The sequence below is a fragment of the Calothrix sp. FACHB-168 genome (assembly GCF_963889195.1).
Taxonomy (GTDB): Bacteria; Cyanobacteriota; Cyanobacteriia; order Cyanobacteriales; family Nostocaceae; genus Aulosira; species Aulosira anomala_A.
The window spans coordinates 144287-167123 of sequence record NZ_CAWPNJ010000052.1 but is presented as its reverse complement, the minus strand read 5'-3'; the positions used below and the strand labels follow the sequence as shown (position 1 = coordinate 167123).

At 41.3% G+C, this 22837-nt stretch carries 14 protein-coding genes; 8 read left to right on the top strand and 6 right to left on the bottom strand.

What is annotated here, in order from left to right; all coding sequences use genetic code 11:
- Positions 1-630: 630 nt before the first annotated feature.
- Genes AACW45_RS28175 through AACW45_RS28165 form a run of 3 tightly spaced genes read right to left on the bottom strand, consistent with a single transcriptional unit; the run spans position 631 to position 4370 of the window.
- Positions 631-2805, bottom strand: coding sequence for a tetratricopeptide repeat protein (locus AACW45_RS28175; protein WP_190629448.1), 2175 nt, complete (start codon positions 2803-2805; stop codon positions 631-633).
- 59 nt (positions 2806-2864) lie between these two features.
- Positions 2865-3647, bottom strand: a complete 783-nt coding sequence (locus tag AACW45_RS28170) for a PP2C family serine/threonine-protein phosphatase (RefSeq protein WP_190629445.1) — start codon at positions 3645-3647, stop codon at positions 2865-2867.
- A 48-nt stretch (positions 3648-3695) separates the two neighbouring features.
- On the bottom strand, positions 3696-4370 hold the full coding sequence (locus AACW45_RS28165) for a vWA domain-containing protein (protein ID WP_096645815.1): 675 nt from the start codon (positions 4368-4370) through the stop codon (positions 3696-3698).
- 722 nt (positions 4371-5092) lie between these two features.
- On the opposite strand from AACW45_RS28165, the gene AACW45_RS28160 reads away from it, so the two are divergent.
- Together AACW45_RS28160 and AACW45_RS28155 are read left to right on the top strand one after the other, a co-directional pair.
- Positions 5093-6505, top strand: coding sequence for a response regulator (locus AACW45_RS28160; protein WP_190629444.1), 1413 nt, complete (start codon positions 5093-5095; stop codon positions 6503-6505).
- A 44-nt stretch (positions 6506-6549) separates the two neighbouring features.
- Positions 6550-6912 (top strand): response regulator transcription factor, encoded by a 363-nt coding sequence (locus tag AACW45_RS28155; protein WP_190629442.1) that lies wholly within the window; start codon positions 6550-6552, stop codon positions 6910-6912.
- 471 nt (positions 6913-7383) lie between these two features.
- Here AACW45_RS28155 and AACW45_RS28150 read toward each other — a convergent pair whose 3' ends face one another.
- Positions 7384-8220, bottom strand: a complete 837-nt coding sequence (locus AACW45_RS28150; RefSeq protein ID WP_190629440.1) for an Rpn family recombination-promoting nuclease/putative transposase — start codon at positions 8218-8220, stop codon at positions 7384-7386.
- Positions 8221-8550: 330 nt separating this feature from the next.
- Here AACW45_RS28150 and pheT point away from each other — a divergent pair, with 330 nt between their 5' ends.
- The 3 genes from pheT to AACW45_RS28135 all read left to right on the top strand — a co-directional run bounded on the left by pheT (position 8551) and on the right by AACW45_RS28135 (position 13598).
- Positions 8551-10986: a phenylalanine--tRNA ligase subunit beta gene (pheT, locus tag AACW45_RS28145; protein ID WP_190629438.1), complete on the top strand. Its 2436-nt coding sequence runs from the start codon at positions 8551-8553 to the stop codon at positions 10984-10986.
- Between the two features lie 880 nt (positions 10987-11866).
- Positions 11867-12976 (top strand): hypothetical protein, encoded by a 1110-nt coding sequence (locus AACW45_RS28140; protein WP_190629436.1) that lies wholly within the window; start codon positions 11867-11869, stop codon positions 12974-12976.
- A gap of 349 nt (positions 12977-13325) precedes the next feature.
- Complete coding sequence (locus AACW45_RS28135) at positions 13326-13598, top strand: YciI family protein (protein ID WP_190545248.1); 273 nt, start codon at positions 13326-13328, stop codon at positions 13596-13598.
- Between the two features lie 425 nt (positions 13599-14023).
- Here the strand turns inward: AACW45_RS28135 and AACW45_RS28130 are convergent, their stop codons facing one another.
- The gene (locus tag AACW45_RS28130; RefSeq protein WP_190629434.1) at positions 14024-15364 is read right to left on the bottom strand and encodes an HlyD family efflux transporter periplasmic adaptor subunit; all 1341 of its coding nucleotides are present in this window, start codon (positions 15362-15364) and stop codon (positions 14024-14026) included.
- Between the two features lie 386 nt (positions 15365-15750).
- Between AACW45_RS28130 and AACW45_RS28125 the strand changes: the two genes are divergently transcribed.
- Entirely contained in the window at positions 15751-17895 is a 2145-nt protein-coding gene (locus tag AACW45_RS28125; RefSeq protein WP_190629432.1) for a peptidase domain-containing ABC transporter, read from the top strand.
- 39 nt (positions 17896-17934) lie between these two features.
- On the opposite strand, the gene AACW45_RS28120 is transcribed toward AACW45_RS28125, so the two are convergent.
- On the bottom strand, positions 17935-18324 hold the full coding sequence (locus AACW45_RS28120) for a hypothetical protein (RefSeq protein ID WP_190629430.1): 390 nt from the start codon (positions 18322-18324) through the stop codon (positions 17935-17937).
- 1050 nt (positions 18325-19374) lie between these two features.
- Between AACW45_RS28120 and namA the strand changes: the two genes are divergently transcribed.
- Positions 19375-20442 (top strand): NADPH dehydrogenase NamA, encoded by a 1068-nt coding sequence (gene namA / locus AACW45_RS28115; protein WP_190629428.1) that lies wholly within the window; start codon positions 19375-19377, stop codon positions 20440-20442.
- Between the two features lie 574 nt (positions 20443-21016).
- Positions 21017-22516: a site-2 protease family protein gene (locus AACW45_RS28110; RefSeq protein WP_190629427.1), complete on the top strand. Its 1500-nt coding sequence runs from the start codon at positions 21017-21019 to the stop codon at positions 22514-22516.
- Positions 22517-22837: the final 321 nt, after the last annotated feature.

Genomic DNA, 22837 nt, shown 5'->3' with positions numbered 1-22837 from the left:
CGCAGTCCCCCTTGCGGGGTTGGATAAGCAGAGGAGTAGTACTTATCCAAAACCCTGTATGCCGGGAATCGCCTTGCTACTCCAGTAAAGTTAGCTTCTCCCAAGGGGAGACGCTTCGCGAACGACAATGTTAGAGGTCGGTAACTATCCAAACGACACTGGTTTAACCCTTTTAAGCCTGTTTAATCGTTCGGTTCTAGAGCAAGGAACTAGCTACGCATTCCCTGGTAGGTCTTTAACTCTTGCCTCTAACGTAGTTCAGTTAAGAACTTAGTCTGGTCAGATGTGGGCTTTTTCAAGCCCCCGGCTTTAGCCGTGGGGTTTCTGACCTTATTTATCTTTCTCCGTAAATAATCTAACGAGATTTTTCCGCTAATTTGTAAAGAAAAGGTGAATAAACAGGTTTGATATGTAAAAGCTTGATGAATATCCCTCAGATAAGAAATTTAAAATATAAATTAAATATAAATTTAACTTCAAAATAAAAAGGGTTAGCCAGCGCTAACCCTTCTTGAACTTATGTTTTCACAATCATTACTAACAAGTCACGAGTAATTAAATTTACTCTCGGTCAACCGTCAACAGTCAACCGTCAACAGTCAACCGTCAACCGTCAACACCCTCGCCCTACTACCTTGTTGTTTTACCATCTAACATGGATGTACTTTGGAATAAAGTATCACATTTGTTTTCCACAACAATACAGAGACTACTGAGAGCTTGTTGGTAACTATCCATATCTTCTTGTTCCAGGGAGACTTTAGCTGATGTTTGCAAATCTTCAACTGCCTGGAGACGATTGCTATTGGCGTTACGTCCCCCATACTGAGATAGTTCGTAACGAATCATACCTCGTTTGAGATAGGCTTTGGCCATTTGCGAATTGATTTTTAATGCTTGGTCAAAGTCCGCGATCGCTCGATTGTACTCTTGTTGATAATTACTGCTGTATTGGGCGACTTGCGAGTATACTACAGCTCTTTGATAATAAGCTTCGGCTTTTGTAGGATTGAGATCAATCGCTTGGCTAAAGTCTTTGAGGGCTAGCTGATAATCGTTTTGAGAGTCGCCGCTATATTTAGCCATTTGCGATCGCACTACGCCGCGTCTGATGTAAGCTTCAATTTCTTTGCTATTCAGGCGGAGTGCATTGTTAAAATCAGCGATCGCTAAATTATATTCGCGATCGGGATCGTTGCTATATTCTGCTAGCATGTAGCGAACGTTACCCCGATTCACAAAAGCTTTAATTTCTTGGGGATTGAGTTTTAAAGCTGCGCTATAATCTGCCAGTGCCCCTTCGTAGTCTTTCATATTGTAGCGAGCATTAGCCCGGTTAATATGAGCTTTGGCGTGGCTGGGGTCTTTTTCTAAGGCTTGGTTAAAGTTTTCTATCGCCCTTGCATAGTCGCGGATTTTATAAGCTGCATGACCTTGTTTATAGTAGTCAGCAAAATCGAGATTGTTATTAGTTTGTTTTTGCGGTGTAAGCAGACTTTGCTGAGTATAGGCATTTTGAGTGACATTGGTAAATTTTACCATCACATCTAAGTAACCCAACATACCGAAACCCAACACGCACAAGGCTAGAGGATAAAACTTCTTCTGCTGTTTGAGTTTTTGATAAAAGGGAGTTTTTTGCTGAACTCCTGGTTGCCAATAAGTTGACAAGGGAATTGCTGGCTGCTTCGGTTTTTTACCTGGCTGGCTGTGGCGTTTTTTAGTGGGTATCCGGGGTTTAAGGTGTTCTTTGGCCGCGATCGCTTTATGTGATGGGAAGGGATCGCGTCCGCCTAAGCGTAATGTCCGTTCGCACCAGGGGCAAGATTTCAGATGGTTGTTGTAGTTATGCTGGGGATTGACATCACAGGTAACTAAACTGTCTTCAGCTTCCGCAATTGCCGATAGCCAAGTTTGGGCGCTAGGACGCAGATGGGGATTTTGATGACCATCTTCAAAACAACGCCAAAATAGTTCTTGCAAAGCAGGATGGAGAATTTCCCAAGCTGGTGCTATTGGTGTGGGCTGATATGGTACGTGCCGCTTTTTACTGTAAGTAAAATGACCAGCCGCGATGCGGGATTCATAGGCTGGTGGTTCGCCAGAGCCTTGATAAATCCCGGAAAATGGGTGAGTACCTTCCATTAATAGTTGGAAGATGATGACTCCTAACCCAAATAAGTCATGGGTAATTTCGCGATCGTATTGGGAGAAAATTTTATTTTGCAGTTCTGGTGGCGTAAACTCTGGTTTACCAACAGGACAGCGATAGACAGCATGGCTATCGGGATCGATAACTTGAAAGGAGTCTGTATCTACTAAGGTTACTAGGGCGGTGTCGCTGACGAGAATATTTGACTCGTTGACATCACCAATACAATAGCCACTATTGTGTAAAGCCGCAAAAGCAGCTGCCAGATTTCGCGCCGTGCGTAACAGATACTGATAGTTGAATAACGGACAATGTTGGCGGCGGGTTCTGGGGTTGTAAAAGTCAATAATTGGACGCATCCCCCGAATGCGCGGCATTAAAAAGCCGATAATGCGATCGCTACCATCGACAGCGCGCAATAAATCCATTGGCCAAGCAATCGAAATATGTCCCAAACTTGCTGTCGGGTTTTCTGGCGGGTTAGCCAGCATGGCTTGCAGTTTGTAAGCGTGGTCTACTGTCGGTTTGTGATAAACCTTAGCCACCAAATTACTATGAGATGGTACTGCATAAATACATGCTTCACCACCCCGCCCTAAACTGACGTTAAGGCTGAGAATTTCTTGTTTCGGAAAACAACGTAGTACCTGCATGATAAAGTCACGGTTAACGGGGGTTACTTAAAAAATGCTTAATCTGGCGGAATCGTGGCTTATGGTTTGCCCAGAGCAGCTATGATGAGCGTTAAATCATCATCGGTACGTTGTGTAATCCGCTCAGACCCTAAAAATTTGACTAACTGTTCTTTGGCTAAAATCTTGTCCTGGGTATTCGCCACAAAGTCGAATAAGGGAAAGAAGAATGGTTTGTGTGGTTCCCCAACTACCATATTTAAAGCCAGCATTTGTAGTCCATCGGTGAGCAGCCCAACGTTGACTATTGCTTCGCGCCATAGTTTCATTTGCGCTGTTTCTAAAGCTCCCGGCGAAGTTAGAAAAGTGGTTTCATTGATATATTCACCACTATCAGGCATGGTTAATGCCAGTAAATTACCCATGCTATCCTTCGCTACTGCCAAGCCGTCACCAATTTGCGCTACGGCCACCACTTCTGGTGTGGCAACCATAAGAATTAAAGTAGTTGCTAAGTCCTGAGGTTGTTTGTTAGTCGCAGCAGCTTCTGTTTCCACTGCTGTTTTTGCGGCTTGCATCGCGTCTGCCAACAGCGATCGCACGCTCGCATCATCAGCTAGAGTATCACAAGTTACTTCCTGATTAGATATATTTTCGATTGCTGTTTCTACAGCAATCATTGCTCCGACTTTTCCTTGGCTAGCTGAACCAGCCCCATCTGCTGCCGCCGCTACTAACACATTCTCTGACAATAATTGCCAGTGGTGAGCATCCTGACACAGCTGTTTGTTTTTGAGATGGCTTGTACCGCATACCGATGCAGCTACCACCTGCCATTGAAGTATCTGTTTGGTCATATTCATAAGTTTTCTTGCAGCAACTAGCTGTGTTAGTATCCAGTTGCAACTTGATTACACAGTACCCCAGCCAATTGGTGGTAGTGCTACCTGTTCATCTATCTGTGAGTGCGAAACAGCTGACATACTAGCTGACAGCCAAACAAACATTTCGATAAAATTTAGTCCCTTGAGTTTTAGCGGTGTCCGCACGCCTATTTGATTTAAGCGTGTCATATTCGCATTTTCTACGCCAACCGTAAAAAACGCTACCCGCTTACTGGCTTCATCACCTTGTAAACGCTTACTCGCTTGCTCGACCACTTGGTCTAGCTCCCCTTGTGGCTCTCCATCGGTAATCATGAATACCCAAGGACGGTAGTAAGCAATACCATTGCTGCGATATTGAGATTTCCGCTCTTGAATTAAATCCAAGGCTTTGTTAATCCCTGAACCCATTGTAGTCAATCCTTGTGCTGTGAGGATTGGCGGGTTAAATTGATCGGCAGTGACAAAATCTTGGACTACATTAACATTACTATCAAATGTAACTATTGCTACTTCTACCCTTCTAGCCGCTAAGGAGTTCTTAACTAATTCATCCTTTAAACTCAGCAAACCTTGATTTAAAGCTTCTATCGGCTCTCCTTGCATAGAACCAGAGGTATCTAGTAATAATACGCAAGGACAACGTGGTTCTGGATTCTCAGCAAATTCTACGACTTCATCAAGCCTTAATGTATCATGCATAACGTTTTGTGTTATGTTATAATTCAAACTCTTTTTTCCTTTTACTAAAAGTATATAGTTTCCAAGGTGGCAAAAACTACATTTAAGGGATTTTCTGGTAGATAGCTTAACCTTATATTAATTAAGATAATTGGACTCAATTCTCTTATTCCTGAGAAAAATCTTCAGCAAAAGCGAGTTGAGTCAGATAGGAAACCACTTAGAGTTTACATTAACTTTATCAAAACAGCTATTAACGGTAATAGTTACTGTAAACCCAGAATACAATAAACACTTACCTCTGCCCAGACAATAATTTAAAGCTTTTGTGTAGAAACCCCTAATTTTATATAAAAAGAATAAATATCTCAGACCCAACAATATAATCATCAGAATTATCCTCAGTAAATATATCAATCCGAGTTGATTGGTAAAGTGAGTAAAGTAGAGGCAAACAACAGTCAGGGACAAACTTCTATGGATATCTAGCTAACGAGCGCAAAAATCAAATAGAAGCCCTAAATGTTCACAAAAAATTTAAACTACTGGCTTCATCAGCAGTTTCAGTAGGCAGTACAAAATTTAACAAACAAGCTATACTGTTGTGTTTATAGCTTCTGAGATATAAATATATTTCTCTAAAAATAAATTGTTTTTAGAGAAAAATAAACACTAAAACCATTCCTCATTAGCGTCATTTTAAATTTACCTAGATTCACGTTGATTTCCGGAAACTTGAGCATATGAATCTTAGTGGCACATTTACCAAACTCAGTCCCCAGAATTTATTAAGTCAGTTAGCTAAAAGTTCTGACAGCACTTGTCTTTTAGTATTTAGTAACTCAGTTTCTTGGGCGATTTATCTAGAACAAGGCAAAATTACCTATGCTACTCATTCAGTGGAACCATTCGATAGATTAGAACGTCACTTACGGCGTCTCAGTCATCAAGTACCGCTTCTAGACAGTCAAACCCGCGTCCAATTACGGCTGATGTTTGAATTTGACTCTCCCAGTCAACAAATAGAACAGCAGAGTAATTTTGCTAATCAGCCGGCTGAATACCAAGCAATTACTTGGCTTGTTAACCAAGGGCATTTGCACTCGACTCAAGCAGCCGTGTTAATCCAAGAATTGGTGAAAGAAGTCATAGAATCCTTACTGTTAATCAAAGTAGGTAGCTTTGAACTCAGCAATTTACCTTCTGACGTACCAAAACTTTGCAGGCTAGACGTAGAAAAAATCATCGAACGCAGCCAAGCAAGAATACAGCGCTGGCAAGCTTTTGCTCCTTATATTTCTTCTCCTTATCAGCGTCCTTACCTGTTTATCAACAAATCCATCCAAAACCCAACTTTTTTAGATTTGCAACCAAATTTAACTAACTGGATGAAGGGTTTTAGCCTGCGTCATTTGGCAGTAATTATGAACCAAGATGAGATCCAATTGGTTCAACAACTGTACCATTACATTGTCAATGGCGGAATTATCTTGCATGAAGCAGACCCACCATTTGATAAATTACCAAAGACATTTGGCGAATCCACATCCTCTGTGGAACAGGTAACAACACTCATACCACATGAATTAGAGGAATTAGTCGATCCAGTCGCAGAATCAGGTAGTATAGATGCTAAAACCTATCCCAATCTGCTTGTAAATGATATACCTTACTTTGAAGAACCTCCATATATTTCTTCTGTGGTTGAACACGAGTTTCAGGAATTAACCACAACAAATAACATAAATTCTGCACCGGAAAGAGTAACTACAGCTACTGCTACTGCTAAAAAAGTTTACAAAATCATTTCTGTAGATGATAGTCCCACTATTCTGAAAGAAATTAGTCGTTTCTTAGAGGATGAAAATTTTTCTGTAGTTACTATTGAAGATCCATTAAAGGCTGTGATGTCAATTATTCGGCACAAACCAGACTTAATTTTACTGGATCTAAATATGGCAGGTATTGATGGTTATGAATTATGCAGAATTATCCGGAATAATTCAATGTTCAAAAATACTCCCATTATATTTGTTACAGGAAATAAAGGACTTGTAGACAAGGTGAAAGCTAATTTAGTCGGAGCTTCGGGGTATTTAACTAAACCTTTTACCCGTGCTGAATTACTTAAGCTTGTTTTTATGCATTTAGCGTGATGACCTAAAAATCATACCAGTTTAAACAGTGAATTAACAGCAATATGGCTACAGTTTTGATCGTTGAAGATACGCCTTCGCAATTAGAATTAATTAACAATTTTCTCAAAGATAGCGGTCACGTTGTGCTGAAAGCTTATGATGCTAAAGATGGTTTAGATCAAGCAGTCAATAACCATCCTGATGTGATTATTACTGATGTAGTCATGCCAGGATTAAGCGGATTTGAATTTTGCCGGCAACTAAAAAGAAATCCGGTAACAGAGAAAGTACCGATTATTATTTGTAGTTCTAAGAACAAAGAAATTGACAGAATTTGGGGGATGAGACAAGGCGCAAAGGTGTATTTAACTAAACCTTTTACCAAACAAGACTTACTCCGCGCTTTGGAATCGGTTTTTGGTTAAAATTATGGATAATTAAATAGATAAATAATGTATATCCGTTGACAATTGACTGTTGACTGTTGACAGACTTAAAAGCCTTTTATTGTCAGGGTTTTATCTTAGCTTGATGTCCTAATCTATCTGGATACAGCTATATTGTCAATAAATCAAGTATTTACGTAGGGGCACAACATTTTTGTGCCCTTGTAATTATTTGTACATATATCCAGAATATTTTATGCCAATTTAAATAGTGTTTGCAGCACATCAATGTATTATAAAGCGCATAGCATTGCCTACCATCTGCCGCATTCTTTTTTCAAATTGATATTAGCGCCAAGTATTTACCTAATCTTATCCCTACTGGCGTGGCAAGCTTAAAATGGTGAATTAATAAAACTCTTGTGGGATGGGCGTCTCGCCCGTCCTGGGCGGACAAGTTGTCCACCCCACAAGAAAATCATATTGCCACATTTTAGCTGTGTCAGTCCACTACCTAGATTCACCATTGGCTTGCTGGTTAGCATTAGCTTTCGCCGCTACTAATCGAACTAACTCAATATCTAAACTTAACGCCTCAGCTATTTGTTCGACAGTTGCGCCTAAATTTAACATGAAAGGAATGGCTTCTAATTTCCCTTGTAACCTTCCTTCGAGTTTACCTTCTTCTTTCCCTTCTTGCTTCGCTTCTTGATAAACTTTAGTTTGTTTCAACTCGCTAAATCCAAACATTTGTTCAATCTCCTCTCTACTTTTTTGGGGAAATTTATAAATAATAATGGTTTCTATTAATTTGAGAAATTCCTGTTGAGAAATTTCTGAAGTTATTTGTTGTTTGGCGAGGTTGATTAACTCCCTGGCTTTTGTAACTGCACTATTTTCAGGCTCTACTACTAATTTAACAGTCTCAATCCCAATTGACTGTGAAGCTGTGGAGTCTAATTCGTCTAAATATATGCGCGTGACTCGCCCGGATGTGAGTAATTCTGTATATCTTTCTGTTGCGCCTACATCAATACTGCGGCTGGGATAAACTACAACTCCACGCCAATTGTTGGTAAGTTGGGTTTGATCTAAGTAAAGAAAGATTTCGGAAAATAGGCGAGAGTAAAATTTTTTATCGGGTTGAAATTGAACTTCTACAAAGTAGATAGGGGATAATGGATTACTTTTAGGGAGAAATACCCCATCAATACGGAAAGCAAGCTGTTTGACTTCAACAGATGAAAATTCGTATGTATTAGCGGTTTCGGGTGGTTGGTTGATGAGTTCAAAAAAGATACTGGGGAAGCTTTGGAATAGGCGGTAGAATATGGTGTCTGTTTTCACGCTGATTGATGCAGAATTGAGACAGGTTTATACACTTATAATTATTTGCACATAGATCCAAAATATTTTATACCAATTTAAATATTATTTGCGGCAGATCAATATATTCTAGGGGGCATGGCAATGCCATGCTGCCGCATTATTTTCGCAAATTTGGATGAATTCACGTTGATAGATTCAACATCTGCGAGATTATTTCCGCAATTTGCTGGAACCAACGTAGTAGGATTGTTCAAGTGAATGGGTAGACTTTGCTAAGAAGCTGCGATCGCTCTTTAGCAAGCACCCTAAAATGAGAGCAAAAGACGATTCCTAAAACAAGCACACTCCATGCGTATCTCTTTAAACTGGTTGCAAGAACTAGTAGAAATCAAACTGAGCCATGAAGAATTAGCCGAAACCCTGACAATGGCTGGGTTTGAAGTAGAAGATATTGAAGACCGCCGCACTTGGGCTAATGGCGTGGTTGTGGGGAAAGTGCTTGAGCGTCAACCCCACCCCAACGCTGATAAATTAAGTGTGTGTCAAGTAGATATTGGTGCAGCTGAGACTTTAAATATTGTCTGTGGTGCGGCGAATGTCCGGGCTGATATTTATGTAGCAGTTGCAACTACAGGTACTTATTTACCAAATATCGATTTAAAAATTAAGCCGGCGAAACTGCGCGGTGTTCCTTCTCAAGGAATGATCTGTTCTTTAAAGGAACTGGGCTTAACTAGCGATGTCGATGGAATTCATATTTTTACCCAAGAAAATCTCGCCTTGGGTAGCGATGTCCGGCCTTTGTTGGGGCTAGATGATGTAATTTTAGATGTCACCGCCACAGCCAACCGCGCTGATGCTTTAAGTATGGTGGGTATCGCCAGGGAAGTCGCCGCTTTGACTGGTGGGAAGTTGAATATTCCCCAACCGCGTGAGGTGACGATTAACCAAGGTGGGGGAAATTTAGGCTTAAGCATTTCCGAAACCCAAGCTTGTCCGGCTTATTTTGGCACTGTAATTGAACAGGTAAAAATTGCGCCTTCGCCAGCATGGTTACAACAACGCCTACAAGCTGCTGGAGTACGTCCCATCAATAATATTGTGGATATTACTAACTATGTATTGTTTGAATGGGGACAACCTTTACACGCATTTGACCGCGATCGCCTGCAAGCTGTGGCGGGAAATGGTAATTTAAATATTGGCGTCCGCTTCGCCACAAATGGGGAAAGCTTGAAAACCTTGGATGGACAAACACGCAACCTCACAGCCCAAAATTTATTGATTACCGCTAACGATAAACCAGTGGCGATCGCGGGGGTGATGGGTGGCGAAGAAACGGAAGTTGATGCAGGTACGCAAAATCTAGTTTTAGAAGCCGCTTTATTTGATTCTGTGGCGATTCGTCGTTCTTCTCGCAGTGTGGGTTTAAGAAGTGAATCCTCAGGGCGATACGAAAGAGGCGTCAACCGGGCGGAATTGGAAGTCGCCTGTCGTCGCGCTTTATCCCTGATAACTGAACTGGCTGGTGGCGTGATTGTCAAGCAAGAAATCGCCGATACTCGCCCCGATCCCTCAACTTGGACGGGTTCGATTGGGTTGCGGTTAGATAGAGTCAATCAAGTACTCGGCCCTATCGATTTAGGGGAAGAAACCGGGGAACTGGAAGAACAAGACGTTGAACGCATCCTCACCGCCTTAGGCTGTCAACTTACCCCAACAGGCGATCGCGCTTGGACAGTTTCTGTACCGCCTTACCGTTACCGCGACTTAGAACGGGAAATTGATTTAATTGAAGAAATCGCCCGTCTCTACGGCTATGACAAATTTTGTGATACTTTACCGCAAAAAGCCGAAGCCGGTTATTTACCTTTAGATCAGGAATTAATTCGCAAATTGCGGGCTTATTTCCGCGCCGCCGGATTGACAGAATTAATTCAATATTCTTTAGTGAAACCGGGCGAAGATAGACAAGTGGTGCTGTCAAATCCCTTGTTTGTCGAGTATTCGGCGTTGCGTACCGATTTAATTGCTGGGTTAATTGATGCTTTTCAATATAACTTAGAACAGGGTAATGGTTCGCTTAATGGCTTTGAAATTGGGCGGATTTTCTGGCAAGGGGAAGATGGCTTGCAAGAAGGCGAAGCGATCGCGGGTATTATGGGAGGCGATCGCACTCTCAGCAAATGGACAAGTAGCGGACGAGAACAACCCCTGACTTGGTACGAAGCCAAAGGAATTTTAGATAGCGTTTTTCGCCAACTAGATTTAGAGGTAGAATACCAACCAGATCGCCGTGACGAACGCTTACACCCTGGGCGCACAGCTTCTTTATGGATTGGCGGTAACAGACTGGGTATTTTTGGACAACTCCATCCCCAAATTCGCCGGGAAAAGGGTTTACCAGATTCCGTGTACCTCTTCCAGCTAGATACTGATGTGCTACTAGATGCATTAGATAGCGATGAAAGCTTAGTACCAGTATTTCATCCTTATTCCACCTATCCCGCCAGCGATCGCGATATCGCTTTCTTTGCACCCGTAAAAGTTACCGTTGCGGAAATCGAAAGAGCAATTAATAAAGCTGGTAAAGGCTTACTGGAATCCGTGGAATTATTTGATGAATATCGCGGCGAACACGTTCCTACAGGACAACGCAGTTTAGCATTTCGTCTAGTTTACCGTGCGAGCGATCGCACCCTCACCGATACTGAAGTCGAACCAGTACATAACAAAGTGCGGGAAGCTTTGGTAGAAAAATTCGGCGTTAGTTTGAGGAGTTAATTTCAGCTAATGCGCGTCTAAATTGCATGGGAGCATCCCAAATGTGCAAAAACGCCCTCACCCTTATAGGGTGGGGCTAGAAATACGAAGCCTGCCAAGGCAGGCTATCAAACTTTTAGCCTGCCTTGGCAGGCTTTGTTGCTATAGCAATACCCTAGAAGGGTATTACGTCAAAATTGGGAGCATCCCAATTGCATAACTACAAACAAAGGCTGTTAACTGTTGACTGTTGACAGCCTTCACTATTAATTGTGCAACTTAAAAGCAACTCGTAGGGGCAGGGGATAACCCATACTGGTCAACTTAACGCGAAACCCGCTTTGTAGCAAGGTTTTTGCCCTCACCCCCAGCCCCTCTCCCACCGGGAGAGGGGAGCAAGAGATTTAATTCCCCTTCTCCTGGGGGAGAAGGGGTTAGGGGATGAGGGCGAAAGTTTTTGTACCCTATATAGCTTTTAGCTTAAGTTGACACCAATGGGGTCACCTTGTCCTTGAATTTATGTATTTTTTATTACTAAATATTTATCATATATCAGTATTATTCGCTATAAAACACTTGTCGAACTACCAAGAAAATTCTCTAATTGCGAGCTTTTTTGTCTTATAAGCTCTGACAAATTCCTCTTATATCAGTTTTTCTCGAAAATAATATTACTCCAGTATTTTTATTTAAATAGATTTACTAATTAACTAATATTTTGAGGTTTGTAGCAGTTCTGGTTCATTAACAAAACGTAGACGTTACTTTAAAAGCCCATATAATAGAATTTATCTCAAGCTCATCAAAGAGTCTTTCACAATTTATTACAACAGATTAAAATAAAACATCAAACCTACCTTCAAGAACTGATTGTCAGCCAACAATATCCAAACATAATTTTATGCGAACCAATGCATCTACCGATTTAGCAGAAGTTTCTGATATAGAAAATCAAAGTGGTGTGGAATCTTTAGCCCAACAATGGGCTAAAAAATATATGCAGAACCTGCAGCCAGATGCTAACTATGCAGAGGGTGTAAAGACGCAGAATTTAGCTGCAATAGTATCATCAGCAGGTAGAGCAAAAACTGCGCAAAAAATCTTAGAGTCATTACGCAGTGTTAGTGCTAAAGCGTGGAATCAAACAGAAGCACTATTAGCAGAACAAGTTAAATTACATTCCATAAATCCCAACCTCATCAATCCTTGGGAAATAGCGGGAGATTCGTTTAATATTTATCAAAAAGCGTTGGCAATATACAGCCAACAACCTAACCTGCAACCTTTGGCTGCGGTGATGCAATTAGCACAAGCAGGTAATCCCCTGTACGAGCAAGCATTAGCACTTTATAGCGAACAAGTTGCACCTAATCAGCTAACTACAGTTGTTGGTGGCGATATCGGAGCAATGAGAAAAAAATATACCAGTCAAGATCCGCGAGTGATTGGCTTTGTGACAATGCAGTTTCATTACACCAGCCAAATGTTGTTAGAACTGCTGGAGCCAATAGAGCGATCGCTCATTGGTGCATACTTTAAAGTGATTGACGATCACTTATATATGCCCCTACAACGTGCTTATGAAGCCGCAGCTCAACATGATTATGATTCAACCATCATGTCCGCAGTTCGCAAGCTGTTACCAATGAGTACACAAATTGCCAAAAAGATTTTTCAACAGGTAATAGAACTCTATCCCAATTACCGTTGTTTTTCTGGTAATTTAAGCGATCCATTGGTGAAAATCTCCAGCATTCGCGATGTGGAAATGTTTCAAGTATACCTATGGGTGTGTGCTTTAGAAGGAAACATCACCGCAGTGCAAGAAGAGTTATTTCCCTTGTGTATCATGCTTTATCCCAGATTAAAAGTAGACTGGGATCTCGTGCGTCAAATGTTGGTTTTGCTGAAGCAAGAAATAGAAACTCACCTTACACCAGCAGAAAATGATACTTTAATCCCCTATTTGCAAGCGTTGTGGAAGATGTTTTCTACAGAAGTCATTCGTTGATTGGGCTAACTGGGATTTTTAACTATACCCAACAGCCTGAACATTCATCTAGGCCTGTAAAAGCTAGGACTTACGCAGTGTCAGATATTTTTCATGCTTTTTGTCAATGGTCAATAGTCAATAGTCCAAAAACATGAATTTTGACCATTGACTTTTGACTTTTGACCACCCTTGTGAGGGTTTTTGTGTTCGGTGCGTAAGTCCTAAAAGCTTAAAAGTGAGATGCTCTTGTTAGTTTAATATGATTAATGCGGCACAAATTTCTGAAAATATCAGATATTTGCAAAATGTCGTTCATTTTTTTGGCTTTTAATCAAGCCTAATTTTGTCATTTCATCTCGAATTTGTTATGCCCAAATACATCATGTGCGGAAGTTATTGTGAAGACGTTTTAGAAAAACGTGCCCCTTATCGCCAAGCCCATTTAGACGGATTAGCTAAACAAAAAGAATCTGGCGTGTTGATTACTATAGGCCCTACAAAAGATGTGACACAAGTTTTTGGTATTTATGAAGCTGAAGACGAAGCCACTGTACGCCAGTTAGTTGAAAACGATCCTTATTGGCAAAATGGTATCTGGACTGAATATTTTGTTAAAGAGTGGATTCAAGCGGTTGGGTGAAATAATTCGTAATTCGTAATTCGTAATTTTTGCTCTCGTACTCTGTCTTGAAAAGTTCTGAGCGCCGGAAGCCGGCGCTCAGACTTTTCGCTGCGTCTCTGTGGTTAGATCAATTTAAATAATGTTTGCGGCACATCAATATATTCTACAGGGCATGGCATTGCCATGCCCCTACCATCTGTCGCATTCTTTTTTCAAATTGGTATTAGATAAATTTTTTTCCACCGCAGAGAACACAGAGAACACAGAGATTTTCAACAATCATTAAAATGTTGCAACATAATTTTATTGTGGGGTGGACATCTTGTCCGCCCAGGACGGGCGAGACGCCCATCCCACAAGAGTTTTATTCATGCACTATTTTAGCCTTGCCACGCCACTACACATACTTAAATTTGTTCCATAATTAAATTGGATTCCCAGACTTAAACCCCTACTAATAACCTGGCTTTGCGCAAAATAAAAGTTAAAATTGTTTCTTCTTGGGAAATTATATCTGCTTGTATTTCCATTCCTGGAAGAATTGTATATTGGCGATCGCTCTTGATTAAATAATTTTTTTCTGGTATAATACTAACCTCAAAATAAGGCGCAGTCGTTGCAGCTGGGTTGGGATTTTGCTCGGTAATCGCATCTGCTGCGATCGCAATCACTTTACCTGCTAAAGTGCCATAATCTGTGTAAGTATAAGCAGATACGCGCATATTCACCCGTTGTTCAACGCGCACTGTACCAATATCTTGGGGAGATACTCGCGCTTTAATTACCAAGGTAGTGTTTTCTGGGGCGATTTGGGCGATAGTGTCGCCAGGGCGGACTACTTGTCCGGGGTTGCGCAAGCCTAGCTTTAAAATAGTTCCATTGACTTGCGCGCGAATCACCGTATCTTGCAAGTCATCGCTAGTTTGTTTGAGTTCCTTGCTCTCTTGATCAATTTGCGTTTGTAATTGGACTTTTTGCTGTCCTAAGGCTTCTCTATCTTTCTGTAGGGTAGCTAGAGTTGATTTTCCTCTGGCTTCGGCTTGGGCGATTTGTTGTTGCGCGATCGCAATTGTCGCAGAAGTGGGGTTAAGGCTAGTTTTCGCCCGTTCTAATCTGGCTTTTGCAGCTATGTAGTTTTGGCGCTTGCTTTCCACTTGCACCATTGCAATCGCTCCTTCTTTTCCCGCACGTTCAAAGGCTGTAAACTCAGCTTGAGTAGCAGCGACATTGGCTTGGGCTTCTTCTACTTCTCGTTGCGCGATCGCTTTTTTATCTCCGTACTCGCGCTCAATGCGAACTAGCTCCGATTGTGCAGATGCAGTAGTGCGATTCATTAAATTTTGCTCGGCGGCTATTTGCGAGTTAAGATTTACTCTTTGCGCCTCTAATTGTTGAATTTGGAGATAACTTTGCTGAATACTGCTTTCTAGCTGTCTTTTGCGAGTTTGCAAGCGAGAATCATCAATCAGTGCAATTACTTGTCCCTGTTTTACTTTTTGATTTTCGGCTACATCTAATTTATTAATTGTACCTTCCGCAGCCGCCTGGATAATTTTTACCTCACCATTAGGGCGCACCACAGCAGGCGATCGCACAACCACAGGAAATGGTGTCACAGCTGCTATCCCAACAGCTATAACAATTCCCCCCAACAAAAAAACCCCACCCAAAGTAGCCCAACGACTAATCGGGGGCATAAATTCATCGCTATTCAAAGGAATGACAAATTCTTGATTAGCAGATTGCGGTTTTTTCTGAAACTCTGGGCTAGATGGGGTAACCATGCGGGTGGAATATCACAGTATATTTTTTAGCTCTGTGTTTAGATTACCCACCACAAATATTTTCTATCTTTCAGCTAGTGCTTTGTCTCATTAATTTATGTATGGTAAGTTTCTTCTTCTTTTCTCTTCCTTCGCGGACTTCGCGTCTTCGCGGTTCGTTTTTTACCAATCATATTTAATGCGACAGACCACTAGGTGTTGCTTTAACTCTACTTTTGGGCATTTTAGGGGATAAGAACCAGGAAAAAAATCCCTTTTAACTTCTTATCTCTGTGTTCTCTGCGCCTCTGCGGTTCAATAAATCTTTTAAAAACCACACCAGACACAGAAAGCGCAGAGAAAAACCGAACCCTATTGAAATCACAGGTGCTATTCACGTTATATCTATGAAATACAAAAGCGTTTTACAGCATAGTGAAGAAGATTGTGGAGCGGCTTGTCTGGCAACAATTGCTAAGTATTATCAGAAAATATTTGCACTCAACCGTATCCGGGAATTTATCGGTACTGGTAAGCAAGGAACAACATTACTAGGGTTAAAGCGAGGGGCGGAAGCTTTAGGTTTTAATACCCGTTCGGTGAAGGCTTCACCCGCCATTGTGGATAGGCTAAACGAGCTACCTTTACCCGCGATTATCCACTGGAAAGGTTATCACTATGTAGTTCTTTACGGGCAACGTGGTAAAAAATACGTCATTGCCGATCCGGCGGTGGGGATTCGCTACATCCCCAAGCAGGAGTTACTTGCAGGTTGGAATGATGGCATTATGCTGTTGTTGGAACCCGATCCGATTCGCTTTTACCAACAACAGGAAGATAAAGTTAGTGGATTCGCTCGATTTTACAAACGTGTTGCGCCTTATCGCGGAATTTTATTTGAATCTTTGCTGATTAACTTATTTCTCGGCGTGCTTTCCCTAGCATCGCCGTTTTTAATTCAAATTCTCACCGATGATGTGCTGATTCGGGGCGATACCCAATTACTTAGAGGATTAGCGATCGCAATTATCGTGATGACAATTGTTAGTAGTACCCTGAGTTTAATTCAAGCTAACCTCGTCACCCAATTTGCCCAACGTCTAGAATTAAGTTTAGTCATGGAGTTTGGGCGAAAAATTCTCCGCTTACCCTTAAGCTATTATGAATCCCGTCGCAGTGGAGAAATTGTTAGTCGCTTACAAGATATTCAACAAATTAATCAATTAGTAGCGCAATCTGTCGTTACCTTACCCAGTCAATCTTTAATTGCCTTAATTTCCTTAAGTTTAATGCTTTTCTATAGCTGGAAATTGGCGATAGTCGTGCTGATTTTAGCTGTAATTAGTAGCATGACTACCCTGATTTTTTTACCCGTTATGCAACAGAAAATTCGTAGCATTATGGTGTTAGATGCAGAAAATCAGGGATTATTGGTAGAAACTTTTAAAGGTGCTTTAACTCTCAAAACTACCACAGCACAGCAGCAATTTTGGGAAGAATTGCAAAGTCGTTTTAGCCGCTTGGCGAGGTTAATTTACAGTACTGCACAAATTGGCATTACCAATAACACATTTTCGACTTTCATCTCTGGGGTAGGCGGGATTGTTTTGCTGTGGTTTGGTAGCAGTTTAGTAATTGGGCGAGAACTGACTATTGGACAATTAATTGCCTTTAATACCATGAGTGGCAATTTTCTCAACTTTATTACTGGTTTGATTAACTTTGTAGATAAATTCATGCGGGTGAAAACTGCTACTCAACGCTTATCAGAAGTGATTGATACAACCGCAGAAATTGACGAAACTGATAATAAAGCTTATGCCCAAATTCGTGATGATGCGGATATTAGTTTATCGGAACTCGTATTTCATCACATTGGTAGAGTAGATTTACTTGATGATTTCTCATTAATAATTCCGGGGGGAAAAACTACAGCCATTATTGGTAAATCGGGATGTGGTAAAAGTTCCTTAGCTAAATTAATTTCTGGGCTTTATGCTTATAAATCAGGTAATATTCGCATTGGTGCCTTTAACTTACAAGATTTAGCCTTGGATTGTCTGCGCCAGCAAGTTGTACTAGTACCCCAAGAAGCCCACTTTTGGAGTCGTTCAATTGTCGAAAATTTTCGCCTTGGTTCGCCAAATATTACTTTTGAGGAAATTGTCTCTGCTTGTCAAATTGCTGGAGCCGATGAATTTATTAGTAAATTACCAGATAAATATCAAACTATTTTAGGTGAATTTGGTGCTAACCTATCCGGCGGACAAAGACAAAGGTTAGCCATAGCCAGAGCCATTGTTAACAATCCACCCGTACTCATTCTAGATGAATCCACAGCCGGACTAGATCCCATCAGCGAAGCCGAAGTTCTCGATAGACTAATAGCTGTGCGTCAGGGAAAAACCACAATTATGATCAGCCATCGCCCCAGAGTGATCCAAAGAGCAGATTGGATCATTTTCTTAGAGCAAGGAAAAGTGAAAATCCAAGGTACCTGCGAAGATTTAGAAAATCAAGATGGCGATCACATTAACTTTTTAAAACCCTAATATATTGTACAGACGCGATTAATCGCGTCTCTATTTAATTTAAAATCTTACCCCTAACTGTCCATTAAAGCCGCGCACAGAATTGTAGCCAGCGCCCACAAAAACATGATCTGTAGCGCCTACTTGAACGCCACCAGAAACAGCAACGCCTTTATCTTCAGAATAATACCCCAAGCCGACATAAGGAGATATTACTGGGAGACTGATAAATTTTAAAACATCTACGCCTGTAGAACCGTCAGGCCCTACGCCTACTTCCACGCCTAAATTTAACGCTCTCGCACCCACAGCATAGGTAACATCGCCATCATTACCACCCACGGAAACCCAAGGTTGGGGGATTAGTTGCGCTGAAGCCTGATTTGGGCTGAAAAAAGTTAAAAATCCCAATGATGCGAGGATTGTCTTGATAATTATGGCTTTTTTCACGTTTTTATCCTAAAAATTACCTATAACATTATATTTTTTTGTCAGAAAATCTCTGGTATTACATGACTGTATAGCCTAGATTTATCTATGATGTATATTTATGACGAATTAACCTTGTCTAAGTGCCCAATCAATTTACCAAAATTTGTGTTCCTCATCACATAGTCAATAAGTTTAGATTTTTAAAATTTACTTGCTCATTAATTTTCAATATACCTAATATCAATTTTATGTGAGGCTGCACATAACGCCCTCAGGCTGGAAGCCTGGGGCTAGAATTACAAAGCCTACCTTTGCAGGCTAGATTATATGCATCTTCATGTTGAATTGGTATAAGCTGAGTTTTCAGCAATTGAATAGTTTTTGACTACAAGAAAAATTGATAAATAGCTTGCTGAGAAAATTACAAAAATCTTAAGAAGAAGTCGATTTTTTAGACTCAGTATTCATCAAGTATTGAACAGATGAAAAAAGTATGAGATTGTGGAATAATGAGTGAATTAGTTGCATATTTCTATCAAAGAATCACCCATGATATAGGAGGATTTTTAATTACATAATCTATTTATCTATTATTGGCAAATTTTGTAATAACTTGAATATTAGAACTCAGTTTATGAGTTGAGTAGCAGGGATGCTGATTCTAGTGATAAGACTAGATCTGCATCTTCAGCTAGCTATTAACTGTTAAAGGCTGCTTGAATCAGTCTTTATGCCTACTCTCTCATCTGTAGGGTAATAGATTCATACTCTTGGCACTTACAGATGTAGATTATTGCTGTGTAATTATGTTTATAATCTCAGATTATTTCTGTTAGTTATTGCTTTGCTCACCTCAATCAGTAGGTAGCAGCAAACATCTAGTACCGCTACGCGGAAGTCAAAAGTCAAAAGTCAAAAGTCAAAAGGTTAATATATCAAGGCTTTTGGCTGTTTGAAATGGTAGCTTTATTTACGCCGTCTTGTACTAGAGAATTGTTAGCAACTGAAGTCTACTGCGTAAATCTATTACTAATTTCTTTCACCTAGCAAGAGAAGGAATCTATAAAAATGGCACAATTGTTTGAAGCATTCAGGATTCGTGAAGTTAATTTTCGCAACCGCATTGCCGTTTCACCGATGTGTCAATATTCCAGTACCAACGGTTATGCTAATGAATGGCACAAAATACATCTAGCTTCCCGCGCAGTCGGCGGTTCTGGTTTAGTTTTAACAGAAGCAGCAGCAGTAGAACCAAGAGGACGCATTAGTCCCCAAGATTTAGGAATATGGTTAGATGAACATGTTGATAATTTAGCTCAAATCGTCGAATTAATTCATAATTTTGGCGCTGTAGCGGGGATTCAACTGGCTCATGCGGGGAGAAAAGCCAGCACAGCCAAACCCAGCAAGGGAGGAAAATTTTTAGATGAAAATCAGGAAGGTTGGCGGCCTTTAGTTTCCAGTAGTGCGATCGCATTTAGTAAAGATAGTCCCATACCAGAAGCCTTGACCATTGAAGGTATTAAACAAGTTACCGATGCTTTTGTCAAAGCTGCGCAACGTTCTTTACAAGCTGGCTTCAAAGTTATCGAAATTCACGCAGCGCACGGTTATTTAATACACCAATTCCTCTCACCCTTAGCGAATACTCGCACCGATGATTATGGTGGTAGTTTTGAAAATCGTACCCGATTGCTTAGAGAAATCGTTCAAAGTGTACGCGAAGTTTGGCCGGAAACACATCCATTATTTGTGAGGATTTCTGCAACTGATTGGGTAGATAAAGGTTGGGATATCGAGCAAAGTATTGCTTTAAGCGATAAACTCAAATCTTTAGGTGTGGATTTAATAGACTGCTCCTCCGGTGGCATTATACCGGGTATTAATATCCCCCTAAAACCAGGTTATCAAACTCAATTTGCTGAACGCATCCGCCGCGAAGCAAATATTGATACAGGCGCAGTTGGCTTAATTACATCACCAGAACAAGCAGACAAAATCATTCGTACAGGTAGCGCTGATATTGTGTTGTTAGGTCGTGAATTATTGCGCAATCCTTACTGGCCGCATCTGGCAGCAAAACAGCTAGGACATGATAAACTCTGGCCAGTTCAATATGACCGAGCTTGGCAATAATCTCAAGTCTTCCCATTTCTTCTCTAGATATGGTGGGCATTGCTCACCATTATTAATAAAAACCCTCGCCCTCATCCCCTCACCCCTTCTCCAGAGGGAGAAGGGGAATTAAATCTCTTGCTCCCCTCTCCTGGTGGGAGAGGGGCTGGGGGTGAGGGCAGAACGTTATCGCCAAGCGGGTTTCACGTTAAGTTGACACTTATGGGCACTGTCATGCCCTCTAGAATATATTGATGTGCCGCAAAAACTATTTAAATTGGTATTAGGGAAAAACCCACAATCAAATATAGGACTTACGCACAAACTACGGAAGAATCGAACCGCGTTCGCGTAGCGTCTCGCAGAGAAGACACGAAGGACACGAAGAAATAGGAGTTTCAAAGGTATTTTGCGTAAGTCCTGAAATATTAAAATCTCTCTCCCCTCACACCTAACCCCTCACACCTAACCCCTGAGCGAAAAAGCAGAAATTCTGATTAAAACTTGGGTAAGCCACAGACGGCGTTATAGATTAAATAATGTACCTGCAATACCGCAGCTGTACTAGCTCGGTCTCAAAATCAAAGGTTTGGAGATGTTTACTCTATCAGAAACTTCTATCGTTACAACAACTGTCCTGGTAGCTTTTGGCATTTTGGGTTGGGGCTTTTATCGCGCTAGACCTTTTGGTAAGCTGGGAATCTTGGCCTGGTTACAGTCGGTGGTGTTGATGGCTCCTTGGCTGTTGTTTTTTGGCTTGTTTGCCGCCGGAATTTACATCAACATAGTGGGTATATTGTTTTTGGTAGTAGGTTCGGCTGGGTTGTATGTCTATTTAGGAAAGCAATTGCGTTCAGCCGGACAAGATGAACTCATTAAGCAAAGAGCAAACCAAAGGTTAGCAGCTGAAGCTTCATCGGAAGGTAATACCGCACCAGTTTCTCAAACTCCTGTGGGAGTTGGGGAAATAAAAATTGAGGTGGTGTCAATTCCCGAAGATGATTTGAGTGCAATTAAAGGGATTTTTGGGATTGACACATTTTTTGCTACAGAAACAATTCCTTACCAGGAAGGGGTAATTTTTAAAGGTAACTTGCGGGGAGAAGCGCAAGAAATCCACACTCGCTTGAGTAAAAGTTTACAGGAGCGTATAGGCGATCGCTATCGGTTATTTTTGGTAGAAAATACAGATGGTAAGCCTGTAGTTATTGTCCTCCCTAGTCGCAACGATCCGCGCCCCGCATCTTTACCCCAAAAAGTATTTGCGGGTATCCTATTTATCGCCACTATCACTACCAGTTTGGAAGCTGCGGGAATACTCCTGGGTTTTGATTTATTAGCACAAACACAACGCTTAGTAGAAACTTTACCCATAGGTATTGGCATATTAACAATTTTGGTAGCCCATGAAATTGGTCATTGGGTACTGGCGCAACGTCACCAAGTCCGCCTTAGCTGGCCGTTTTTTCTCCCAGCAGTGCAAATCGGCTCTTTTGGGGCAATTACTCGCTTTGAGTCACTCTTACCCAACCGCACAGCTTTATTTGATATCTCTTTAGCGGGGCCTGCGGCTGGTGGTATAGTTTCTTTACTCATGCTGATTGTTGGTTTGTTGCTATCTCATCCCGGCAGTTTATTTCAAATTCCCAATCAGTTTTTTCAAGGTTCAATTTTAGTCGGTAGCTTGGCGCGAGTTGTCCTTGGTTCGGCTTTACATTCACCTTTGGTAAACGTTCATCCTTTAGTGGTGATTGGTTGGCTAGGGTTAGTCATCACCGCGTTAAACTTAATGCCAGCCGGACAATTAGATGGTGGGCGGATTGTCCAAGCAATTTATGGACGTAAAACCGCAGGTAGAGCCACCTTAGCAACTTTGATTTTGCTAGGTATTGTATCTTTGGCTAATCCTTTGGCGATGTATTGGGCAATTTTAATTCTGTTTTTACAACGGGATTTAGAACGCCCCAGCTTGAATGAAATTAGCGAACCCGATGATGCAAGGGCGGCTTTAGGGCTGTTAGCGCTATTTTTAATGATTACCACCCTGCTTCCCCTGACACCTGGCTTGGCTGGGCGCTTGGGAATTGGGGGCTAGGGGCATCCAATGTTTTAAATACCCAATAAATTTGTAGTGCGAGCGTCTCGCTCGCTTTTGAACACCAGCGAGCAAGACTTCGGCGTGAGCGCTCAGTCGAACGCTGCTCACACTACGAAATATGGGTAATTTATTTTTTGTAATACCAATTTTAAACAAGAATGCGACAGATGCGTAGTGGCGCGACAAGGCTAAAATGATGCATTAATAAAACTCTTGTGGGATGGGCGTCTCGCCCGTCTTGGGCGGACAAGATGTCCACCCCACAAGAAAATTATATTGCCACATTTTAGTCTAGACACGCTAGTAGGTTGGGTTAAA

Coding starts and splice junctions, on each gene's coding strand:
- AACW45_RS28175 (WP_190629448.1), bottom strand. CDS start 2,805: ATGCAGGTACTACGTTGTTTTCCGAAACAAGAAATTCTCAGCCTTAAC.
- AACW45_RS28170 (WP_190629445.1), bottom strand. CDS start 3,647: ATGAATATGACCAAACAGATACTTCAATGGCAGGTGGTAGCTGCATCG.
- AACW45_RS28165 (WP_096645815.1), bottom strand. CDS start 4,370: ATGCATGATACATTAAGGCTTGATGAAGTCGTAGAATTTGCTGAGAAT.
- AACW45_RS28160 (WP_190629444.1), top strand. CDS start 5,093: ATGAATCTTAGTGGCACATTTACCAAACTCAGTCCCCAGAATTTATTA.
- AACW45_RS28155 (WP_190629442.1), top strand. CDS start 6,550: ATGGCTACAGTTTTGATCGTTGAAGATACGCCTTCGCAATTAGAATTA.
- pheT (WP_190629438.1), top strand. CDS start 8,551: ATGCGTATCTCTTTAAACTGGTTGCAAGAACTAGTAGAAATCAAACTG.
- AACW45_RS28140 (WP_190629436.1), top strand. CDS start 11,867: ATGCGAACCAATGCATCTACCGATTTAGCAGAAGTTTCTGATATAGAA.
- AACW45_RS28135 (WP_190545248.1), top strand. CDS start 13,326: ATGCCCAAATACATCATGTGCGGAAGTTATTGTGAAGACGTTTTAGAA.
- AACW45_RS28130 (WP_190629434.1), bottom strand. CDS start 15,364: ATGGTTACCCCATCTAGCCCAGAGTTTCAGAAAAAACCGCAATCTGCT.
- AACW45_RS28125 (WP_190629432.1), top strand. CDS start 15,751: ATGAAATACAAAAGCGTTTTACAGCATAGTGAAGAAGATTGTGGAGCG.
- namA (WP_190629428.1), top strand. CDS start 19,375: ATGGCACAATTGTTTGAAGCATTCAGGATTCGTGAAGTTAATTTTCGC.
- AACW45_RS28110 (WP_190629427.1), top strand. CDS start 21,017: ATGTTTACTCTATCAGAAACTTCTATCGTTACAACAACTGTCCTGGTA.